At 74.2% G+C, this 15,567-nt stretch carries 11 protein-coding genes; 4 read left to right on the forward strand and 7 right to left on the reverse strand.

The window, feature by feature from the left end; all coding sequences use genetic code 11:
- Positions 1-23: 23 nt before the first annotated feature.
- Entirely contained in the window at positions 24-1,016 is a 993-nt protein-coding gene (locus ABGB17_RS26465; protein WP_347634179.1) for a BadF/BadG/BcrA/BcrD ATPase family protein, read from the forward strand.
- 34 nt (positions 1,017-1,050) lie between these two features.
- On the opposite strand, the gene ABGB17_RS26470 is transcribed toward ABGB17_RS26465, so the two are convergent.
- The 3 genes from ABGB17_RS26470 to ABGB17_RS26480 form a co-directional block, all read right to left on the reverse strand.
- The gene (locus tag ABGB17_RS26470; RefSeq protein WP_347634181.1) at positions 1,051-1,506 is read right to left on the reverse strand and encodes an Lrp/AsnC family transcriptional regulator; all 456 of its coding nucleotides are present in this window, start codon (positions 1,504-1,506) and stop codon (positions 1,051-1,053) included.
- 131 nt (positions 1,507-1,637) lie between these two features.
- Entirely contained in the window at positions 1,638-3,146 is a 1,509-nt protein-coding gene (locus tag ABGB17_RS26475; protein WP_347634183.1) for a M28 family metallopeptidase, read from the reverse strand.
- Between the two features lie 329 nt (positions 3,147-3,475).
- Complete coding sequence (locus ABGB17_RS26480; protein ID WP_347634185.1) at positions 3,476-4,411, reverse strand: SDR family NAD(P)-dependent oxidoreductase; 936 nt, start codon at positions 4,409-4,411, stop codon at positions 3,476-3,478.
- Between the two features lie 142 nt (positions 4,412-4,553).
- On the opposite strand from ABGB17_RS26480, the gene ABGB17_RS26485 reads away from it, so the two are divergent.
- Positions 4,554-5,135, forward strand: coding sequence for a helix-turn-helix domain-containing protein (locus tag ABGB17_RS26485; RefSeq protein ID WP_347634187.1), 582 nt, complete (start codon positions 4,554-4,556; stop codon positions 5,133-5,135).
- Between the two features lie 13 nt (positions 5,136-5,148).
- Here ABGB17_RS26485 and ABGB17_RS26490 read toward each other — a convergent pair whose 3' ends face one another.
- Both ABGB17_RS26490 and ABGB17_RS26495 read right to left on the reverse strand, forming a co-directional pair.
- Entirely contained in the window at positions 5,149-6,528 is a 1,380-nt protein-coding gene (locus tag ABGB17_RS26490; protein WP_347634189.1) for a hypothetical protein, read from the reverse strand.
- Positions 6,525-7,424 carry an ATP-binding protein gene (locus ABGB17_RS26495; RefSeq protein ID WP_347634191.1) on the reverse strand — a complete coding sequence of 300 codons (900 nt, stop codon included), beginning with the start codon at positions 7,422-7,424 and terminating at the stop codon, positions 6,525-6,527. Before ABGB17_RS26495 ends, ABGB17_RS26490 begins: the two co-directional genes overlap by 4 nt.
- Positions 7,425-7,539: 115 nt before the next feature.
- Between ABGB17_RS26495 and ABGB17_RS26500 the strand changes: the two genes are divergently transcribed.
- Positions 7,540-10,350 carry a P-loop NTPase fold protein gene (locus ABGB17_RS26500; RefSeq protein ID WP_347634193.1) on the forward strand — a complete coding sequence of 937 codons (2,811 nt, stop codon included), beginning with the start codon at positions 7,540-7,542 and terminating at the stop codon, positions 10,348-10,350.
- 516 nt (positions 10,351-10,866) lie between these two features.
- Here the strand turns inward: ABGB17_RS26500 and ABGB17_RS26505 are convergent.
- Together ABGB17_RS26505 and ABGB17_RS26510 are read right to left on the reverse strand one after the other, a co-directional pair.
- The gene (locus tag ABGB17_RS26505; protein WP_347634195.1) at positions 10,867-11,010 is read right to left on the reverse strand and encodes a hypothetical protein; all 144 of its coding nucleotides are present in this window, start codon (positions 11,008-11,010) and stop codon (positions 10,867-10,869) included.
- Complete coding sequence (locus ABGB17_RS26510) at positions 11,007-14,165, reverse strand: LuxR C-terminal-related transcriptional regulator (RefSeq protein WP_347634197.1); 3,159 nt, start codon at positions 14,163-14,165, stop codon at positions 11,007-11,009. The genes ABGB17_RS26505 and ABGB17_RS26510 overlap by 4 nt, the downstream gene beginning before the upstream one ends.
- A gap of 596 nt (positions 14,166-14,761) precedes the next feature.
- On the opposite strand from ABGB17_RS26510, the gene ABGB17_RS26515 reads away from it, so the two are divergent.
- Positions 14,762-15,505 carry a 2OG-Fe dioxygenase family protein gene (locus ABGB17_RS26515; RefSeq protein WP_347634199.1) on the forward strand — a complete coding sequence of 248 codons (744 nt, stop codon included), beginning with the start codon at positions 14,762-14,764 and terminating at the stop codon, positions 15,503-15,505.
- The last annotated feature ends 62 nt before the right edge of the window (positions 15,506-15,567 follow it).

A 15,567-nucleotide genomic window follows, 5' to 3' on the forward strand; every position in this document is an offset into this window, starting at 1 on the left:
GGCGGCACGACGGAGGACCGGCGATGACGGCGCTGCTCGCGGTGGACGGCGGCAACAGCAAGACGGCGGTGGCGCTGGTCGCAGAGGACGGCACCGTGCTGGCCACCGGGGTCGGCGGCGGCTTCCGGCCGCAGAGCGAAGGCGTGCCCGCCGCCATCGACGTGCTGCTCGACGCGGTGCGGCGGGCGCTCGGCCCGGACGCCCGGCCGCCGTTCGCCGATCACGTCGCGGCCTACGTCGCCGGGGCCGACCTGCCGGTGGAGGAGGACGCGCTGCGCGCCGAGATCCTCGCCCGCGGGTACGGCCGCACGGCGGTGGTGGGCAACGACACCTTCGCCCTGATGCGCGCCGGGACCAGCCGCCCGTACGGCGCCGCCGTGGTCTGCGGGGCCGGGATCAACGCGGTGGCGGTCGCCCCCGACGGCCGCACGGCGCGGTTCCCCGCCCTCGGGCGGGTCAGCGGCGACTGGGGCGGCGGGCTCGGCCTCGGCGAGGAGGTGCTGTGGCACGCGGTGCGCGCCGAGGACGGCCGCGGGCCAGGCACCGCGCTGCTCGGCGTGGTGCGGGAGGTGTTCGGCACCCGCACCGCCGAGGAGGTCGTGCTCGGGCTGCACTTCCGCTCGCTGGCGTACGGGCGTCTCAACGACCTGGTACCGCCGCTGCTGGCCGCCGCCGCGTCCGGTGACGCGATCGCGCGGGAGCTGGTGGAACGGCAGGCCGAGGAGGTCGCGCTGATGGGCGTGACCGCGCTGCGGCGCCTCGGCATGCTGGACACCCCCTGCGAGGTGGTGCTGGGCGGCGGCGTGCTGACCGCGCGCGACCCGCTGCTGGACGGTCTGGTGGCCCGCCGGTACGCCGAGCGGGCACCGCGCGCCACACTGGTGGTGTCCGCCCACCCGCCGGTCGCGGGCGCCGCGCTGCTCGGACTGGAGCAACTGCGGCGCTCGGGGTCTGGTGGTGCGGACGAGGCGGAGGCACGGGTGCGGGCCGCGTTCGCCGCCGCTCTCCCGGGGTGAGCCGCTCCCCCGCGGTGTGCCGGCGACGGGGGCGTCAGGGCTGGTCGGCGTTCAGGTCCGGGGTGCGGTGCTCGAAAGGGGTGCTCAGGACGATGGTGGTGCGGGTGGAGACGTTGGCCGCGGCGCGGATCTGCTGGAGCAGGTGCTCCAGGGCGATCGGCGACTCCACGCGGACCTTGAGGATGTAGCTCTCGTCGCCCGCCACGCTGTGGCAGGCCTCCACCGCCGTGAGGTACTGGAGGCGCTCGGGGGCGTCGTCCGCCGCGGAGGGGTCGATCGGCTTGATCGACACGAAGGCGGTGAGCGGGAGGCCGATCGCGTCGTGGTCGATGAGGGCCGCGTAGCCGCGGATGACGCCACGCTTCTCCAGCCGCCGCACCCGCTGGTGGACGGCGGACACCGACAGGCCCGTCTCCTTGGCCAGGTCGGTGAAGCTCATGCGCCCGTCCGCCGCCAGCAGCGTCACGATTCGGCGATCGATCTCCTCCACCTCGTCAACGGTAGCGGCCCATCGGTCACTTCCGGGCGGCAAGTGGTCACGGCATGGTCCCAACCGTCCCGGCCCGTCCCGGTGAGCCGGGGACGGAACGCTTGCGGCGTCCCGTCCCCGGGCACGACCGGCTAGCGGGTGACGCGGACGTCGTCGACGCCGGCCTCCACCAGGCTCGCGGTCGAGGCGTCGGCGACGTCGATCACCACCCGGACGGTCTGGCCGGCCAGGGAGCTGATGTCGGCCGAGGAGGAGCTCCAGGAGCCGTCGCGGTTGGCGGCGGCGCCCGCCTGGTTCAGCACGACGACGGTGCTCGTGCCGACGACGCGGACCCGCAGGTAGTCGGCGCTGGAGGAGTTGCTGCCGTGGGCCAGGTACCACGACAGGGAGAGCCGCAGCGGGGAGCCCGACGGCAGCGTGATCGCCGGGGACTGGATGCTGGTGACGCCGCCGTCCACGTCATGGTCACCGGCGGAGGCCCCGGCGAGGCGCCCGGTCACCAGGTCGTTGGTGCCGCTGACGGTGGTGCCGAGCTGCTTGGTGCCGCTGGAGCTGGTGGCCTCGGGGTCGCCGCGCTCCCACTGGCCGGTGGTCGCGGTGTCGGTGCCGGAGGGGTTGACCGTCCAGCCGTTGGCGGCCTCGAAGGTGTCCTGCCACACCACGACGGGCGGGGGCGTGGCGGCGACGGTCCACACCGCGTAGGCGATGGCGTCGGCGTTGCGGTTCAGCGCGGTGTCGTTGATGTTGGACGTGGTGTCGCACGCCCGGTGGTAGCACTGGTCGAACGCCTGCCCGGCGGTGCCGCCCCACAACGTGGCCTGCGCGCTGGACTTGACGCCCTCGGCGCCGGTGAACGTGCCGCCGGCCGGGATGCCGCGGGAGATGAACGGCCCGTAGTCGGACCGGCCGTCGAAGTCGGTGCCGCGGGTGGGCACGCCGATGGAGGCGAAGTAGTCCGCCAGCACCCGCTCCAGCTCGGCCGACCCGGCCGGGCCGGGGCCCGAGCCCACGCCGTCGGAGTTGTCGCCGTCGTAGAGGAAGTACCCGGGGTTGGGCGAGCCCACCATGTCGAAGTTGTAGTACCCCTTGATCTTGGCCTGCTCGGTGGCCGGCAGGTTGTTCACGTAGTACGTCGAGCCGCGCAGCCCGAGCTCCTCGGCGCCCCACCAGGCGAACCGCAGGTGCTTGGTCGGCGCCAGCGCCTGGCGCGACACCTCCAGGGCCGTCTCCAGGATCGCGGCGCTGCCCGAGCCGTTGTCGTTGATGCCGGGGCCCGCGGTCACGCTGTCCAGGTGCGCCCCCACCATGAGGATGTCGTTGGGGTCGCCGCCCGGCCAGTCCGCGATGACGTTGTAGCCGGTGGCGCCGTTGTAGGTGAACGACTGCAGCGTGGTGGTGTACCCGGCGGCGTCCAGCAGGCCCTTGACGTAGTTGGCCGAGGCCAGGTAGCCGGGGCGTCCGTGCGCGCGGTTGCCGCCGTTGGCGTTCGCGATGTTCTGCAACTGGGTCAGGTGCGCCTTGACGTTGGCCAGCGGGATGTCCGGTGCCGCGAACGCGGCGGCGGGGGCCGCCGTACCCGGCACGACGGCCACCAGGGCCAGCGCCAGCGCCGAGACGAGCGTGGTCAGACGTGATCTCATGCCAGTCCTCTGGGGTGGGGAGGGGGTGACGCCGCGAGGACGCCCAGGGTGGGGACGCCTCCGGCGGGACAGGGACGTACGGGACGGGACCCGTTCACCGCCCGGGACCGCCGGACGGGAGCAGGAGGGCGCCGCGACGGCGGCCCGGTCACGTGATCGGTTTCCGCGCCGCTACGCCTCCACAGTGCTCAGCGGGGGTCCGCCGTACCCCGACTCATCTTGTAAGGAACTTAACCCGACATATGTCACTCGCCTAGACCCACTTCCCGCCCGGGACACGCGACGGCCGCCGCCTCCCTGGTGAGGGGGGCGGCGGCCCGGGGTGGTGCTCAGGAGGCCAGGGTGTCGACCGAGACCTGCCAGAGCAGGGCGGCGGCCTCGGGGTCGAGGGCGTAGGCGGCGACGCCGCGGCGGGTGCCGGGCTCGTGGGGGACGGCCTCCTCGCAGTCCTCGAAGTACCGGCCGCCGACGCCGTCGAGCAGGGGCGAGGTGGCGACGAGGACGGAGGTGGCGGCGCCCTGCTCGGGGGTCTTCCACGAGAAGCTGCCAGGGGTGGCGCCGCGCACCCGGTCGAGCTCCTCGTCGGTGACGTGACGCTGGAGCCGGGTGCGGATGCCGCCGGGGTGCAGGGCGTTGACGGTGACGCCGTCGCCCGCCCAGCGCCGGGTGGCCTCCACGGCGAACAGCACGTTGGCCGCCTTGGACTGGCCGTACGCGAGCCACGGCTCGTAGGTCCGCTCGCGGAAGTGGATGTCGTCGAACACCACCGGGGAGCGCAGGTGGGCGGCGGAGCTGACCGACACCACGCGGGCGCCGCCGGCGGCGGCCAGGTGGGGGTGCAGGGCGGTGGTGAGCGCGAAGTGGCCGAGGTGGTTGGTGGCGAACTGCAGCTCGTAGCCCTGCGGGGTGCGTGTCTCGGGGGCGGCCATGATGCCGGCGTTGTTCACCAGGATGTGCAGCGGGCCGTCCCAGGCGGCGGCGAACGCCGCGACGGACGCCTGGTCGGCGAGGTCGAGCGGCGCGACCAGGACCTGCTTGTTGCCGGTGGCCGCGACGATGTCGTCGGCGGCGCGCTCCCCCGCCCGGGGGTCGCGCACGGCGAGCGTCACCTCGGCGCCGGCCCCGGCGAGGGCGCGGGCCGTCTCGACGCCGATGCCGGACGAGCCGCCGGTGACGACGGCCCTGCGGCCGGTGAGGTCGACGCCGTCCACGACCTCGGCGGCGGTGGACTGCGCGGTGAACGGAGTGGTGATTCGAGCGGTCACGATCTTTCCCGTCTATCTCGGCATGCGAACGCGGAGGGCGACCGGTAAGATTAAGCGGAGGATCCTCCGGATGCCTTTCCACATTAAACGGAGTTTCCTCCGTTTAGCAAGTCGCGTCTCCCCCGACCCGAAGGAGGGCCCCATGGCGGCCACCGGCTCCCGACCGCTGCGCGCCGACGCCCGGCGCAACCGCGATCGGCTCCTGGACGCCGCCGTCCGGGCGTTCTCCCAGGAGGGGTCGGGGGTGACGCTGGACGCCATCGCCAAGGACGCGGGTGTGGGCATCGGCACGCTCTACCGCCACTTCCCCACCCGCGAGGCCCTCATCGAGGCCGCCTACCGCAACGAGCTGGCCCGGCTGTGCGACTCGGTGCCCGAACTGCTGCGCACCCTGCCCGCCGACAAGGCCACCCGCACGTGGATGGACCACTTCGTGGACTACATGGCGACCAAACGCGGCATGGCCGGCGCCCTGCGCGCCGTCATCGCCTCCGGCGGCAACCCCTACGCCCAGAGCCGCGACCGCCTGCTCACCGCCATCGGCGCCCTCCTGCAGGCCGGCGCCGCCGACGCCACCATGCGCTCCGACGTCGACCCCGCCGACGTCCTGGTCGGCCTCAGCGGCGTCACCCTCACCACCGGCGACCTCGACAAACGCGACCAGGCCGGCCGCCTGCTCGACCTGCTCATGGACGGCCTCCGCTACCGCGGCGCGCCGGGCTGACCGGTCACCCCCGTCACGGCCCCGGCCCGCCGGGCCGGCGGTGCCCTCTGGCCATCCCCGGGGGCACGGCGTCACCGCCCCCCTCCAGCCGTTCCACCCGGGCCGCGAGCTCCTCGACCCGCGCGGTGAGCACCGAGATGAGCGCCTGCTGCCGCCGGACGTCGCCGAGCGCGTCCGACGCGGAGGCGCCCTCCCGCCGCCGGTCGAAGGGGGGGCCGCCGGACGCCGGCCCGTCCTCCCCGATCAGGTGCTGCACCATGGCGGGGGTCACCGGCTCGTCCCGCCGCACCGCGCGCTCGTACGCCCGGTGGCACAGCCTGATGAACCACCGCGGGTTGCCCCCGGTCATCTCCACCAGGTGGCCGACACCCGGCCCGGTGAACGGCCCGAGGCCGCCGAACGCCATCCGCAGGTACTCCTCGGCGTGCCGCGCGGTGAACGCGCTCGGGCGGACCACCGCGCCCAGCCGTTCGGCGACCTGCGCGGGCAGCAGGCGGAACGCGGCCGGCCTGCCGGTCAGCACCAGCAGCGAACCGGTGGAGATGTAGGCCTCCATCAGCCGCCCGAGCGCGTGGGCCTTGCCCGGCACGGACTCGGGCGGCCCGGCGAGCAGGCCGTCGAACTCGTCGACGAACAGGGCGAACGGACGCTCCTGGGCCGCGAACACCATGGTGAGGGCCCGCAGCGCCTCCACCGCGGCGGCCTCGGTGTCCACGGCGTGCGCCACGCCCCGGTCCACCAGGGCGGCGGCGGGCGGTCCGCCGCGCAGCCAGTCCCACACCAGATCGGTGAACTCCGGCCGTTGGATCAGCGCGAAAGCCGTGCCGTGCACGGGGTCCCCCGTCGCCGCCGTCAGCCTCACGCGCAACTCCTCAAGCAGGCCGGTCCGCATGAGCCCGTAGCGGCGCACCACGCCCTGCGGGCTGAGTCGTCCCTCACGCAGGCCCGCCACGATGTCGGCCGCGGCGGGCGACCCGGCCAGCGAGTCCGCGACGACGCCGGCGTAGAAACGCTGCACACACCCGCTCAGCGCCCAGCGGTCCACCTGGCCGGCGAACTGCCGGTACACCTCCAGGAAGGAGTTCCCCACCCGGTCCACGCACACCGGGCGCACCGCCGGGCCGCCCTCCAGCAGGCGATGGCACAGCACCATCGCCAGGTGCGTCTTGCCGGTGCCGTTCTCACCGACCACCGCGAGGACGTTGCCCGCGCCGGGAAAGGCGCGGCCGTCCGGCGCGAGGGAGCGCAGGAACGCGTCCGCGTTGTCCAGCACGGTGTCGCACGCCGGGGTGGTGACGCTCAGGCGGAGGGGGGCGTGCGGGGACAACATCTCGACGGCGACGAGCGGGAACGGGTTGCGCCCGTGCGGCGGGGACGCGCCGGCCGGGGTCATCGCGTGAGGTCCTTCGCGTTCCAGTACTCCAGGAAGTCGCGGTAGGTGACGGTCGTCCGGGACTCCGCTATCGCCCGGTCGAACATCTCGTGCAGCAACATCTGCACCTGCCGGACGGTGGCGAGATGGGGTGCGGTGCGCACCACGGCCTCCATCGCCTCGTCGCTGATCTCCGGGACGGTTCCCGGCGGCCGGCCGCGAAGCCGCTGCTCCACGAAACGCCGGACGTCGTCCGCCCCCAGCCTGCCCATCCGCAGGTGCAGCACCCGTCCCTCGGACGGCGGCGACTCCGCCTCCCGCTCCACCTCCGGATAGGAACTCTCCAGGAACAGCACCACCCCCGGCGTGGCGAGGCGCGCGTACTCACGCAACTCCATCGGCAGCTCGCAGGACGGCAGCAGCACCACGGCGAACCGGCGCTGCTCCAGCACCACGCGGCCGAGCGCACGGTAACCGCTCGGCGGGTCGTCCTCGTGGACGCGCAGCTCCTCCACCCACCGCCGCGGCACCGCGCCCTCCTCGGCGAGGGACGCCACCAGCCTGCGGAACACGAGCCGCACACGGTCCGCCGTGCCGAGCGCCACGGCTTCCGCCTCACGCAGATCGACGGCCGGCGCCTGCCACCCCCGCTCCGCCGCGGCGCGTCCCAGCCAATCGACGCACCGGTCGACCAGCGAGGTCTTCCCGGACCCCGAGTCGCCGGTCACCACCACCAGCCGCCCGCGTCCGGCCGCGGCGTCCGGCGGGGTGAACTCCTCGGTGAACCTGGCGAACCGCGCCGACGCCCCGCCGACATCGACGTACAGCCCGGACTCCTCCGAGCCCTTCCCGGGGAACGGCGACAGGTGGCCGGCGGGATGGTCCCGGCCGCGCAGCGCGAACGGATTGACGCTCATCTGACCACGGCCTCTCTCGGTACCTGCCGCCCACTTCAGGAACACCTGCCGTCACCGGTCCTCGGCACATAGTGTCACAAGCGGTGCCCGACGACCCCTGCGGAGCCGGAACAGCATGACCGAGAACACGCACGGAACCACGCCGGCCGTGGTGGCCTTCGACCCCGAGGGCGAGTACCTGGTCATCGGCCACGGATCCACGGCCGTGCTCTGGAACCCCGCCTCCGGTCGGGTGACGGCGGAACTTCCGGGCCATCAGGGAGTCATCACGGACGTCGCCTGCGGCGGCGGACTGGTGGCGGTCGCCACCGATGCCGGAGAGATCCGCCTGTGGGACGCGGGCGGGGAACCGCGCGAGACGACCGTCCACCCGGCACCCGTCTGGTCCGTCGCCGTCTCCGCCGACGGCGCCGTGGTGGCCGGCGGCGGGGACGACGGCACAGTCCTGCTGCTGGACGCGGACACCCACCATCGGCTCCTGCCCCTGACCGGCCACCAGGGGCCGGTCTGGTCTGTGGCCCTCAGCCCCGACGACACGCTCCTGGCCAGCGGCGGGGACGACATGACGATCAAGTTGCACGGCATCGCCCACGTCGAATCGCAGATCGTGGACCTCCCCCGGCAGCCTGTCGCCGTGTTGTCGGTCGCGTTCTCCCCGGACGGCACGACATTGGCCGCCGGTCTGGCGGACGGGCACATCGTGTTGTCCGGCGCGCGCACCGGGTCGGCGCAGTTGCATCTGACCGGCTACGGCTCGGCCGTCTGGGCGGTGGCCTTCAGTCCCGACCGGCGTCTGCTGGCCAGTGGCGGCGACGACCGTGCCGTCCGGATCTGGGACACCCTCAGCGGCGAGCCGGTCGCGACGCTGACCGGCCACACCGAGCCGGTCAGGTCGCTGGCGTTCGCACCGGACGGCGTCACCCTCGCGAGCGGCGGCGAGGACGTCCGGCTGTGGAACGTCGAGGACGGGCGGCAGATCGGCGTCCTCTCCCCCGCCGTGCTGGCCGGCGCCGCCACACGGTGGCTGCCGGGGTACGACAGCGACCTGCCGAGTGAGGACGACCTGCTCGGGGTGAGGGACGAGGTGATGCCGCTGGCGATGCTGGCCGCGGCGAAGGACCTCAGCCCGCCGCTCGCGGTCGCGCTGGTCGGGGAGTGGGGGATCGGGAAGTCCAGCGCGATGCTGCAGATGAAGAGGTACGTCGCGGAGCTGGCCGAGGGGGCGGCGGCGGACGCGGGAAACAGCGTGTTCGTGTCGAACGTCCGGCAGGTGTGGTTCAACGCGTGGCACTACAGCGACGACCACATCTGGCCCGGCATCGTGGAGCATCTGTTCGCCTGCCTCAGGGAGGGCACGGGGGAGTCGCGCGACGCGGACGCCGGGGAGGAGGCACGGAGCAGGGCGGAGCTGCGGGCGCGGCTGGACGGCTGCGAGGAGCTGGACAAGAAGCTGACTGAACGGCTGGACGCGGTGGACCGCTCCGACGATCCGCCGGGGGTGTTCGCGGCGCTCGGGTCGCCGGTCACGCTGGGCCGCACCCTGTTCACCGGGGCGCGGCAGATCGTGTCCGACGCGCGGCTGAGCTGGCGGCTGCTGCTCGCGTGGGCCGTGCTGGCCGGCGCGGGGTACGCGGCATGGGTGGCGGCGCGGCCGGTGCTGGCGGCGCTGACGCCCGTGGTGGCGGTGCTGCTGGCGCCGGCCCTGGTCGTGTGGAGGCGGCTCGCCGAGTGGCACCGCAGCGGGCTGGGGCTGGCCGGGTGGCACAGGGACATGCTGGAGGAGCGGCGCCGTCAGGTGCGGACGCGGATGGCGCGGCTGCGGGAGGACCTCGTCGTGGCGGACGCGGCCGCGCGGCTGGAGGACCTCCTCGCCGGGGTCGAGGCGGACGGCACGTACCGGCCGTACCGGGGGCTGGTGGGGCAGGTGCACCACGACCTGGCGCGGATCTCGGCGGAGCTGGAAGGCTCGCGGCGGCAGTGGCGCGAAGGCGGGGCGCAGGGGGAACCGCCGCTGGAGCGGATCGTGCTGTACATCGACGACCTGGACCGGTGCCACCCCAAGCTGGTCGTGGAGGTGCTCGCCGCCGTCCACCTGCTGATGGCGCTGCCGCTGTTCGTGGTGGTCGTCGGGGTGGACTCCCAGTGGCTGATCCGGTCGGTGGAGCGGCACCTGGACGAGCTGACGCAGGGCGCGGTGTCCCCGGCCGACTACCTGGACAAGATCTTCCAGATCCCGCTGCGGCTGTCCCCGCCGGCCGGCGAGCAGGCCGCGGCGTACGTGCGCAGGCTCCTCCCGGCCGTCGGGAGCAGGCCGCCGGTCCCCGCCCCGGCCCCCGGGGACCCCGATGTCCCCGAGGTCCCCGGGGGCGAGGGCACGGAGGCGGCGCGGCGTGCCACCGCCCCCGCTCCTCCCTCGGGCGAGGGCCGCGGCGGGGCGCAGCCGGACGATGCCGCCGCCCTGCCGGAGGAGGTCTTCCGCGCGCGGCCCGAGGGCCTGCGCCTGACGGCCAGGGAGACGGCCTCCCTCGCCGCGCTGGCCGCGCTGCTCGGCAACCCGCGCAAGATGAAGAAGCTGGTCAACCTGTACCGCCTCGTCCGCGTGACCGTCCCCCCCGCCGACATCCCCGTTTTCCTGACCGCCCCGTACCACGCGGCCCAGGTCCTGCTGCTCCTGCTGGTCGGCATGCCCGAACAAGCCGGCCCCCTCTACGCACGCCTGCTCGCCGCCGCCCCGCACGAGGACGCCGCGACCGTTCTGGCCCAGGCCGTCGACGACGACCCCGCCCTGGCAGGCGATCCGGGCCACCAGGCCCTGCTGAACTCCCTCACGGCCCTGTTGAAGAACACCTCGGCCCCGGCGAGCCTCGCCGACTACCACCCCTGGTGCACCCGCCTGCGCCGCTACAGCTTCCACGACCAGAACTGAGAACACCCCACGCCCGTCGCACACGACCCGTCAACGGCACCCGCGACGCCGGCACTTCCGGCCGCGGGACCAGGTTCTGCCCCCGCGACGATCTGAGCGAGAGGCTCTCCACATGCCGGACACCCGGCCCGTGTTCCCAGACCGGGTGCCCGACCCGGTGTCTCAGACCGAGTGCCCGACCCGGTGTCTCAGACCGAGTGCCCGACCCGCCCCACACGGGCCCGATGCCGACGGTTCCGCAGGAGCCGCCGGTGTGGTCCGGCACGCGCACCCGCCGGCCCGTTGCCGGACCCGGCGAGTGCTGCGCCTGGGGCGGTTGTTGAGGGCTCCGGGCGCTGGTGGCCAGGAGCCGCCGCGATAGAGAGCTTCGTCACGAGCCCTTTTCCACGCAGAGACTCCGTCAGGAGCCCCCACGACGCGGACGCTCCGTCAGGAGCCCCCACGACGCGGACGCTCCGTCAGGAGCCCCCACGACGCGGACGCTCCGTCAGAAAGCCTCTCGACGCGGATGCTCCGTCAGGAGGCGGCGTCGCGGAGGCGCTTGAGGAGGCCGCGGCGGCGGTCGCCTCTGGGCGGGGCGGTTTCGGCGGGGGATGCCGGGACCTGGCCCCAGCGGGCGCGGAGCATCCATTCGATGGAGGAGTTCAGGCCTGATGTCATATCTTCTCCCTTCTGAGCCCCTGGTCAGGGGCGTCGTGCTCGGGCTGGAGGAAGAGGCCGCGCAGGGCGGCCAACTCGGATCGGTCGCCGATGCCGAGTTTTCGGTAGGTCCGCTGGAGGTGGTTCTCCACGGTGCGGACGGACAGGACGAAGTGGGTGCTGATCTCGCGGCTGGACATGCCGTCGGCGGCCAGGGCGGCGATCTGAAGTTCCCTGCGGGTCAGGTGGGGCCGTTCCAGGGCGGCGAGTACGGGGCTGCGGGCGCCGGTGCCCTCGGCCAGGCGCAGGGCGCGGGCGGCGGCGGCGCAGGCGGCGGCGAGGTCGCCGGAGGCGCGCTGGCGGGCGGCCTCCTCGGCGGCGGCCTCGGCAGCGAGCAGAGGGCTGCCCATGTGCTCCAGGCATTCGGAGCACTCCCCGAGGGCCGCGCCGTCGCCGGCCGCCACGGCGTCGGCGTGGGCGGCGTACAGCCGTACCACGCCGTCCTCGTCCTGTGCGGCGAGGTCGGCGAGCCGGCGGCGCGCCCGTGGCGCGGCCTCGGGGGACGCCTCGGGGACGACGGTGGCGATGCGGGTGGTGTCGTGGAGCGCCAGGGCCTCCAGGGTGGTGGCGCCGGACGCGCGGGCCAGGGTGGCGGCCTGCTCGGCGGTCACGGCGGCGTGCGGGGAGCGGCGGCCGGCGGCGGCCCAGGCGCGGGCCAGCTCGGTCCAGGGCTGCAGGAGCCACAGGGTGCGCTGGGCCAGGTGGTCGGACTCGGCCAGGCACGCGGCGGCGCCGGACGGGTCGCCGGACAGGGCCAGGGCGTGGGCGAGACGGCCGAGCAGGACGGCGCGCAGCCCGCGGTCGCGGCGGTCGCGCGTGATGGCGATGCCCTCGCGGCAGCGGTTCACCTGCTCGCGCGTGTCGCCGCACGCCCCGGCGGCCAGCGCCCGCCCGAGGCAGGCCCAGGCGACGGCGAACTGGCAGCGCCGGGCCACGGCCCGGTCGTAGGCGTCGGCGGCGCGGGCCTCGGCCTCGGCGAACCGCCCGTCAAGCAGGCAGGCGTGCACCGAGGCGAACCCGGTGAACACCTCCATCCACGGCAGCTCGGCCTCCCAGCGCAGGCTCAGTTCCCGCGCCGCGCCCAGCGCCGCGAGAGCGTCCTCCCCCCGCCCGAGGAACGCGAGCGCCACGGCCCGCACGGTCTCGGCGACCGCCCGCGCCCGCGACCCGCGACCCGCCCCCGCGGCGGCCTCCCCCGCCAGCCGGAGCCCTTCGGCGCAGTCCCCGCCGAAGACGGTGAACAACGCCCGCAGCGCCTCCATCTCGGCCCGCCCCTCGCACGAGGCGACCCCGCCCCCCTGCCCGGACACCGGCCGGTGGCCGTCCACACCGAGCAGGCCACCGGACCTCCCCAGCCATGAATCGTCCACACCGGGCAGGTCACCCGGTATCCCCGATGGGGCACCGGCGACGCCGGGTGGTCCACCAGGTCCCCCCGACCGGGCACCGGCACCGGGCGAAACACCAGGCCCCCCAGACCGGGAACCGGCACCGGGCAAACCACCAGGTTCCCCCGACCGGGAGCCGGGGGCGCCGGGTGGCTCGCTGGGGGCGGTGGGCCGGGGAGCGGGGACGTCGCGCAGTGCCGTGCGGATCACGGCGCGGGCCTCGGGGCCGCGGCCGAGGCCGAAGTACAGGTTGAACGCCCGTGCCCCGACGGCCCTCGCCCACTCCTCGTCGCCGCCGTCACGGTCCGCCGCGCGGGGGGTGGTCAGGCGGGAGAGGTGGGACTCGGCCTCGTGGGGGTGGCCGGTGAAGAAGAGGGTGTAGCCGAACGGCTCGGCGGTCTCCTGGGCCAGGCCGGCGGAGACCGCGTGGGCGGCGAGGCGGCGGCTCATGGGCAGGTCGCGGTGGGCCCAGGCGTCCCTGGCGGCGGTGGCCAGCGTCCGGGGTGAGGGCTGGACGCCGTTCTCCAGGCGCCAGGCGACCACGCGGCGGCGGGCCTCGCGGCCCGGGTCGGCGGCCTCCAGGGCGTCGGCGAGTTCCTCGCGGCAGCGGTGGGCGCGCAGCCGGGGGGCGCGGGCGCGCAGGACCTCCCCGTAGAAGGGGTAGGCGAGGCGGGCCAGGCCCGGGTGGTCGATCCGGATGACGCCGCGGGCCTCGACGGTCTCCACGGCGCCGTGGGAGACCAGGCCGGCCAGGATGCCGGTGCCGAGCGGTTCGCCGAAGGCGAGGAGTTCGAGCACGCGGTGGCACTCGGGCGGCAGGCCCTCCAGCCGCTTGCCGACCAGCCCGGCCAGGCGGGCGGTCACCGGCAGGCGTTCCGGGCCGCGCCAGACGCCCTCGCCGGGGGCGAGCGCCCCGGTCTCCAGCATCGCGGTGATCAGCTCGCGCAGCAGGAACGCGTTGCCGCGGGTCGTCTCGTAGGCGCGCTGCACCAGCAGCCCTTCGACGGGGCCGCCGAGCGTGCCCTCCAGCAGCCGGGCGACCTCGTCGCGGGTGAACGGGGGCACCTCGATCCATTCGGCGAGGCCGCCGCTCCACAGGCCGGCGATCGGCTCCGGCACGGCCTCGCCCGCACGGTAGGCGGCGAGGACGAACGCCTCGCGGTGGCGCGCCATCTGGAAGGTGAGCGCCACCGACGCCTCGTCCAGCAGGTGGGCGTCGTCGATGACGATCAGCAGGTCGCGCCCGCCGGCCTGCCCGATCAGCGCGTCGGCCGCCATGCGCAGCACGTTGCCGCTGAACGCGGTGTCCATGAGCGGCGGCGGGAGGTACTGCGCGAACGCCCCGAACGGCACCTCGGCGGTGGCGCGGATGGCGCAGGCGCGGATGACGAACGTGCTCGCGGGCGCGGCGCGGATCACCTCGGTGAGCAGACGGCTCTTGCCGGCCCCGCTCTCGCCGACGAGCGCGGCCCCCGCGAGGTCGGGGTGCGCGACGGCCGCCGCGATGCGGTCCAGCTCGGCCCGCCGGCCGACGAACACCCGGCCGAGCTCGGTGAGCGCCGTCCAGGAGCGCGGGACGAACAGCGACGATCCCCCCTCGCCCCCCGGCCGGGTATGCGGTGGCCGGGCATCGGCGGCGAGACCGCCGGCGGACGGGGCCTGTGAGAGCGACCCGGCCGCCCCTCGGAGGGCACCCGGCGCGGCCCGCGGGGACGAGCCCTCCGGCACACGGCCCGCAGGCGGGGCGGAGGACCCGGCACGTGAGGACCAATCACCCTCTCCGGATGCGTCCGGCACGGCAGACGGGGACCACGAGGGCTCCGGCGGAGCGGAGGGCGCGGCGTGTGCGGGGGGTCGTCCGTCTTCTGGGGCGTCGGGCGGGGGCCACGAGCCTTCGGTCAGATGGTCCGGGGGCGGGGTGGGCGCGGGGCGTCGCGCGGCGGCCGGGCGGCCGTCGCGGGGCCGCGTCCTGAAGGCCTCGACCGTCATCTGAGCACTCCGGTGTCCTCGATATACAGGGTCGAATTCATTTTGTTTCCGCGGGCGCGGAACCACCAGTGCGCCGATCATCAGGGCATTGTGAATTATTCACGTGCCCGCTGTTAAGCCATCACGAGGAGTGCGTGCGGAACCGCACGTCAGACCGGCTCCCTGAGTACGCGGGCAGCCGCCCTTGAGTAGACGGCGCAGGCCAACAGAGCAATGCCGGGCATTACATCCCCATAAATCCGTGCATATCTTTTATTTCGACAGGGCTTTCGCCCTCCGATCGGAACGGAGTCACGTCACAGGGATATCAACCACCTTCACGAGAAAGCGGCTCGATGCGTATTACGAAGAAAACCGCCCCATGGCCCGCGGAAGTCGTGGAGAAGGGCTGGAGCCATGGACGCCTGCCGGCCCCGGCCGACAGCGAATGGAGTGAGTTCGCCAAGCTCTGGGAGGACCTTCCACCGGACCAGTACGTGCGGCGTGAGCACGGCACCACGCGCCGCCGCCGCCTCGGCCAGTTGCTGGCACCGGCCGGATCGGGCCTGGACATGGAGCGCATGGCTCACGGCGTCTTCTACCAGAGCAGCGAGGTCAACTCGGTCTACGGGGGGCAGAAGCGAACGTTCGCCCCGCTGACCGACGCGGCCTATGACAATCCCTGCTTCCGTGCCGCGCTGGAGCACGACCTCGGCCTGATCAGGCGCATCGAGGGCGAGGGAAGCGCCTGGCTGATCACCGTGCACCTGATCCGCATCACGGCCACCGGCACGGACACCTCCGCGCCGGCGCCGGAGGGCCGGCACAACGACGGCCACGACTACGTGATCATGCACCTGATCGGCCGGGAGCGCTGTACGGGCGGCCGCAGCCGCGTGTACCGCAAGGGCAGCGGCCGGCCGGCGCTCGAGCACACGCTCGAACGCCCCATGGAGACTCTCGTGCTCGATGACCGGACCATGGAGCACGAGGTCACCCCGATCACCCCGACGGACTCCACCGTCGCCGTCCGGGACATGATGATCATCGATTTCGAGCGCGCGGAGTCGGACGCGTTCTCGCTCCCCCGCAGCGCCTGACCGTACCGAAGCAATCCAACTGATCCGAAAAGTCAGTAACGCCATTTCCGCCAGCACGCCAA

Source organism: Sphaerisporangium sp. B11E5 (assembly GCF_039871875.1).
GTDB lineage: Bacteria > Actinomycetota > Actinomycetes > Streptosporangiales > Streptosporangiaceae > Sphaerisporangium.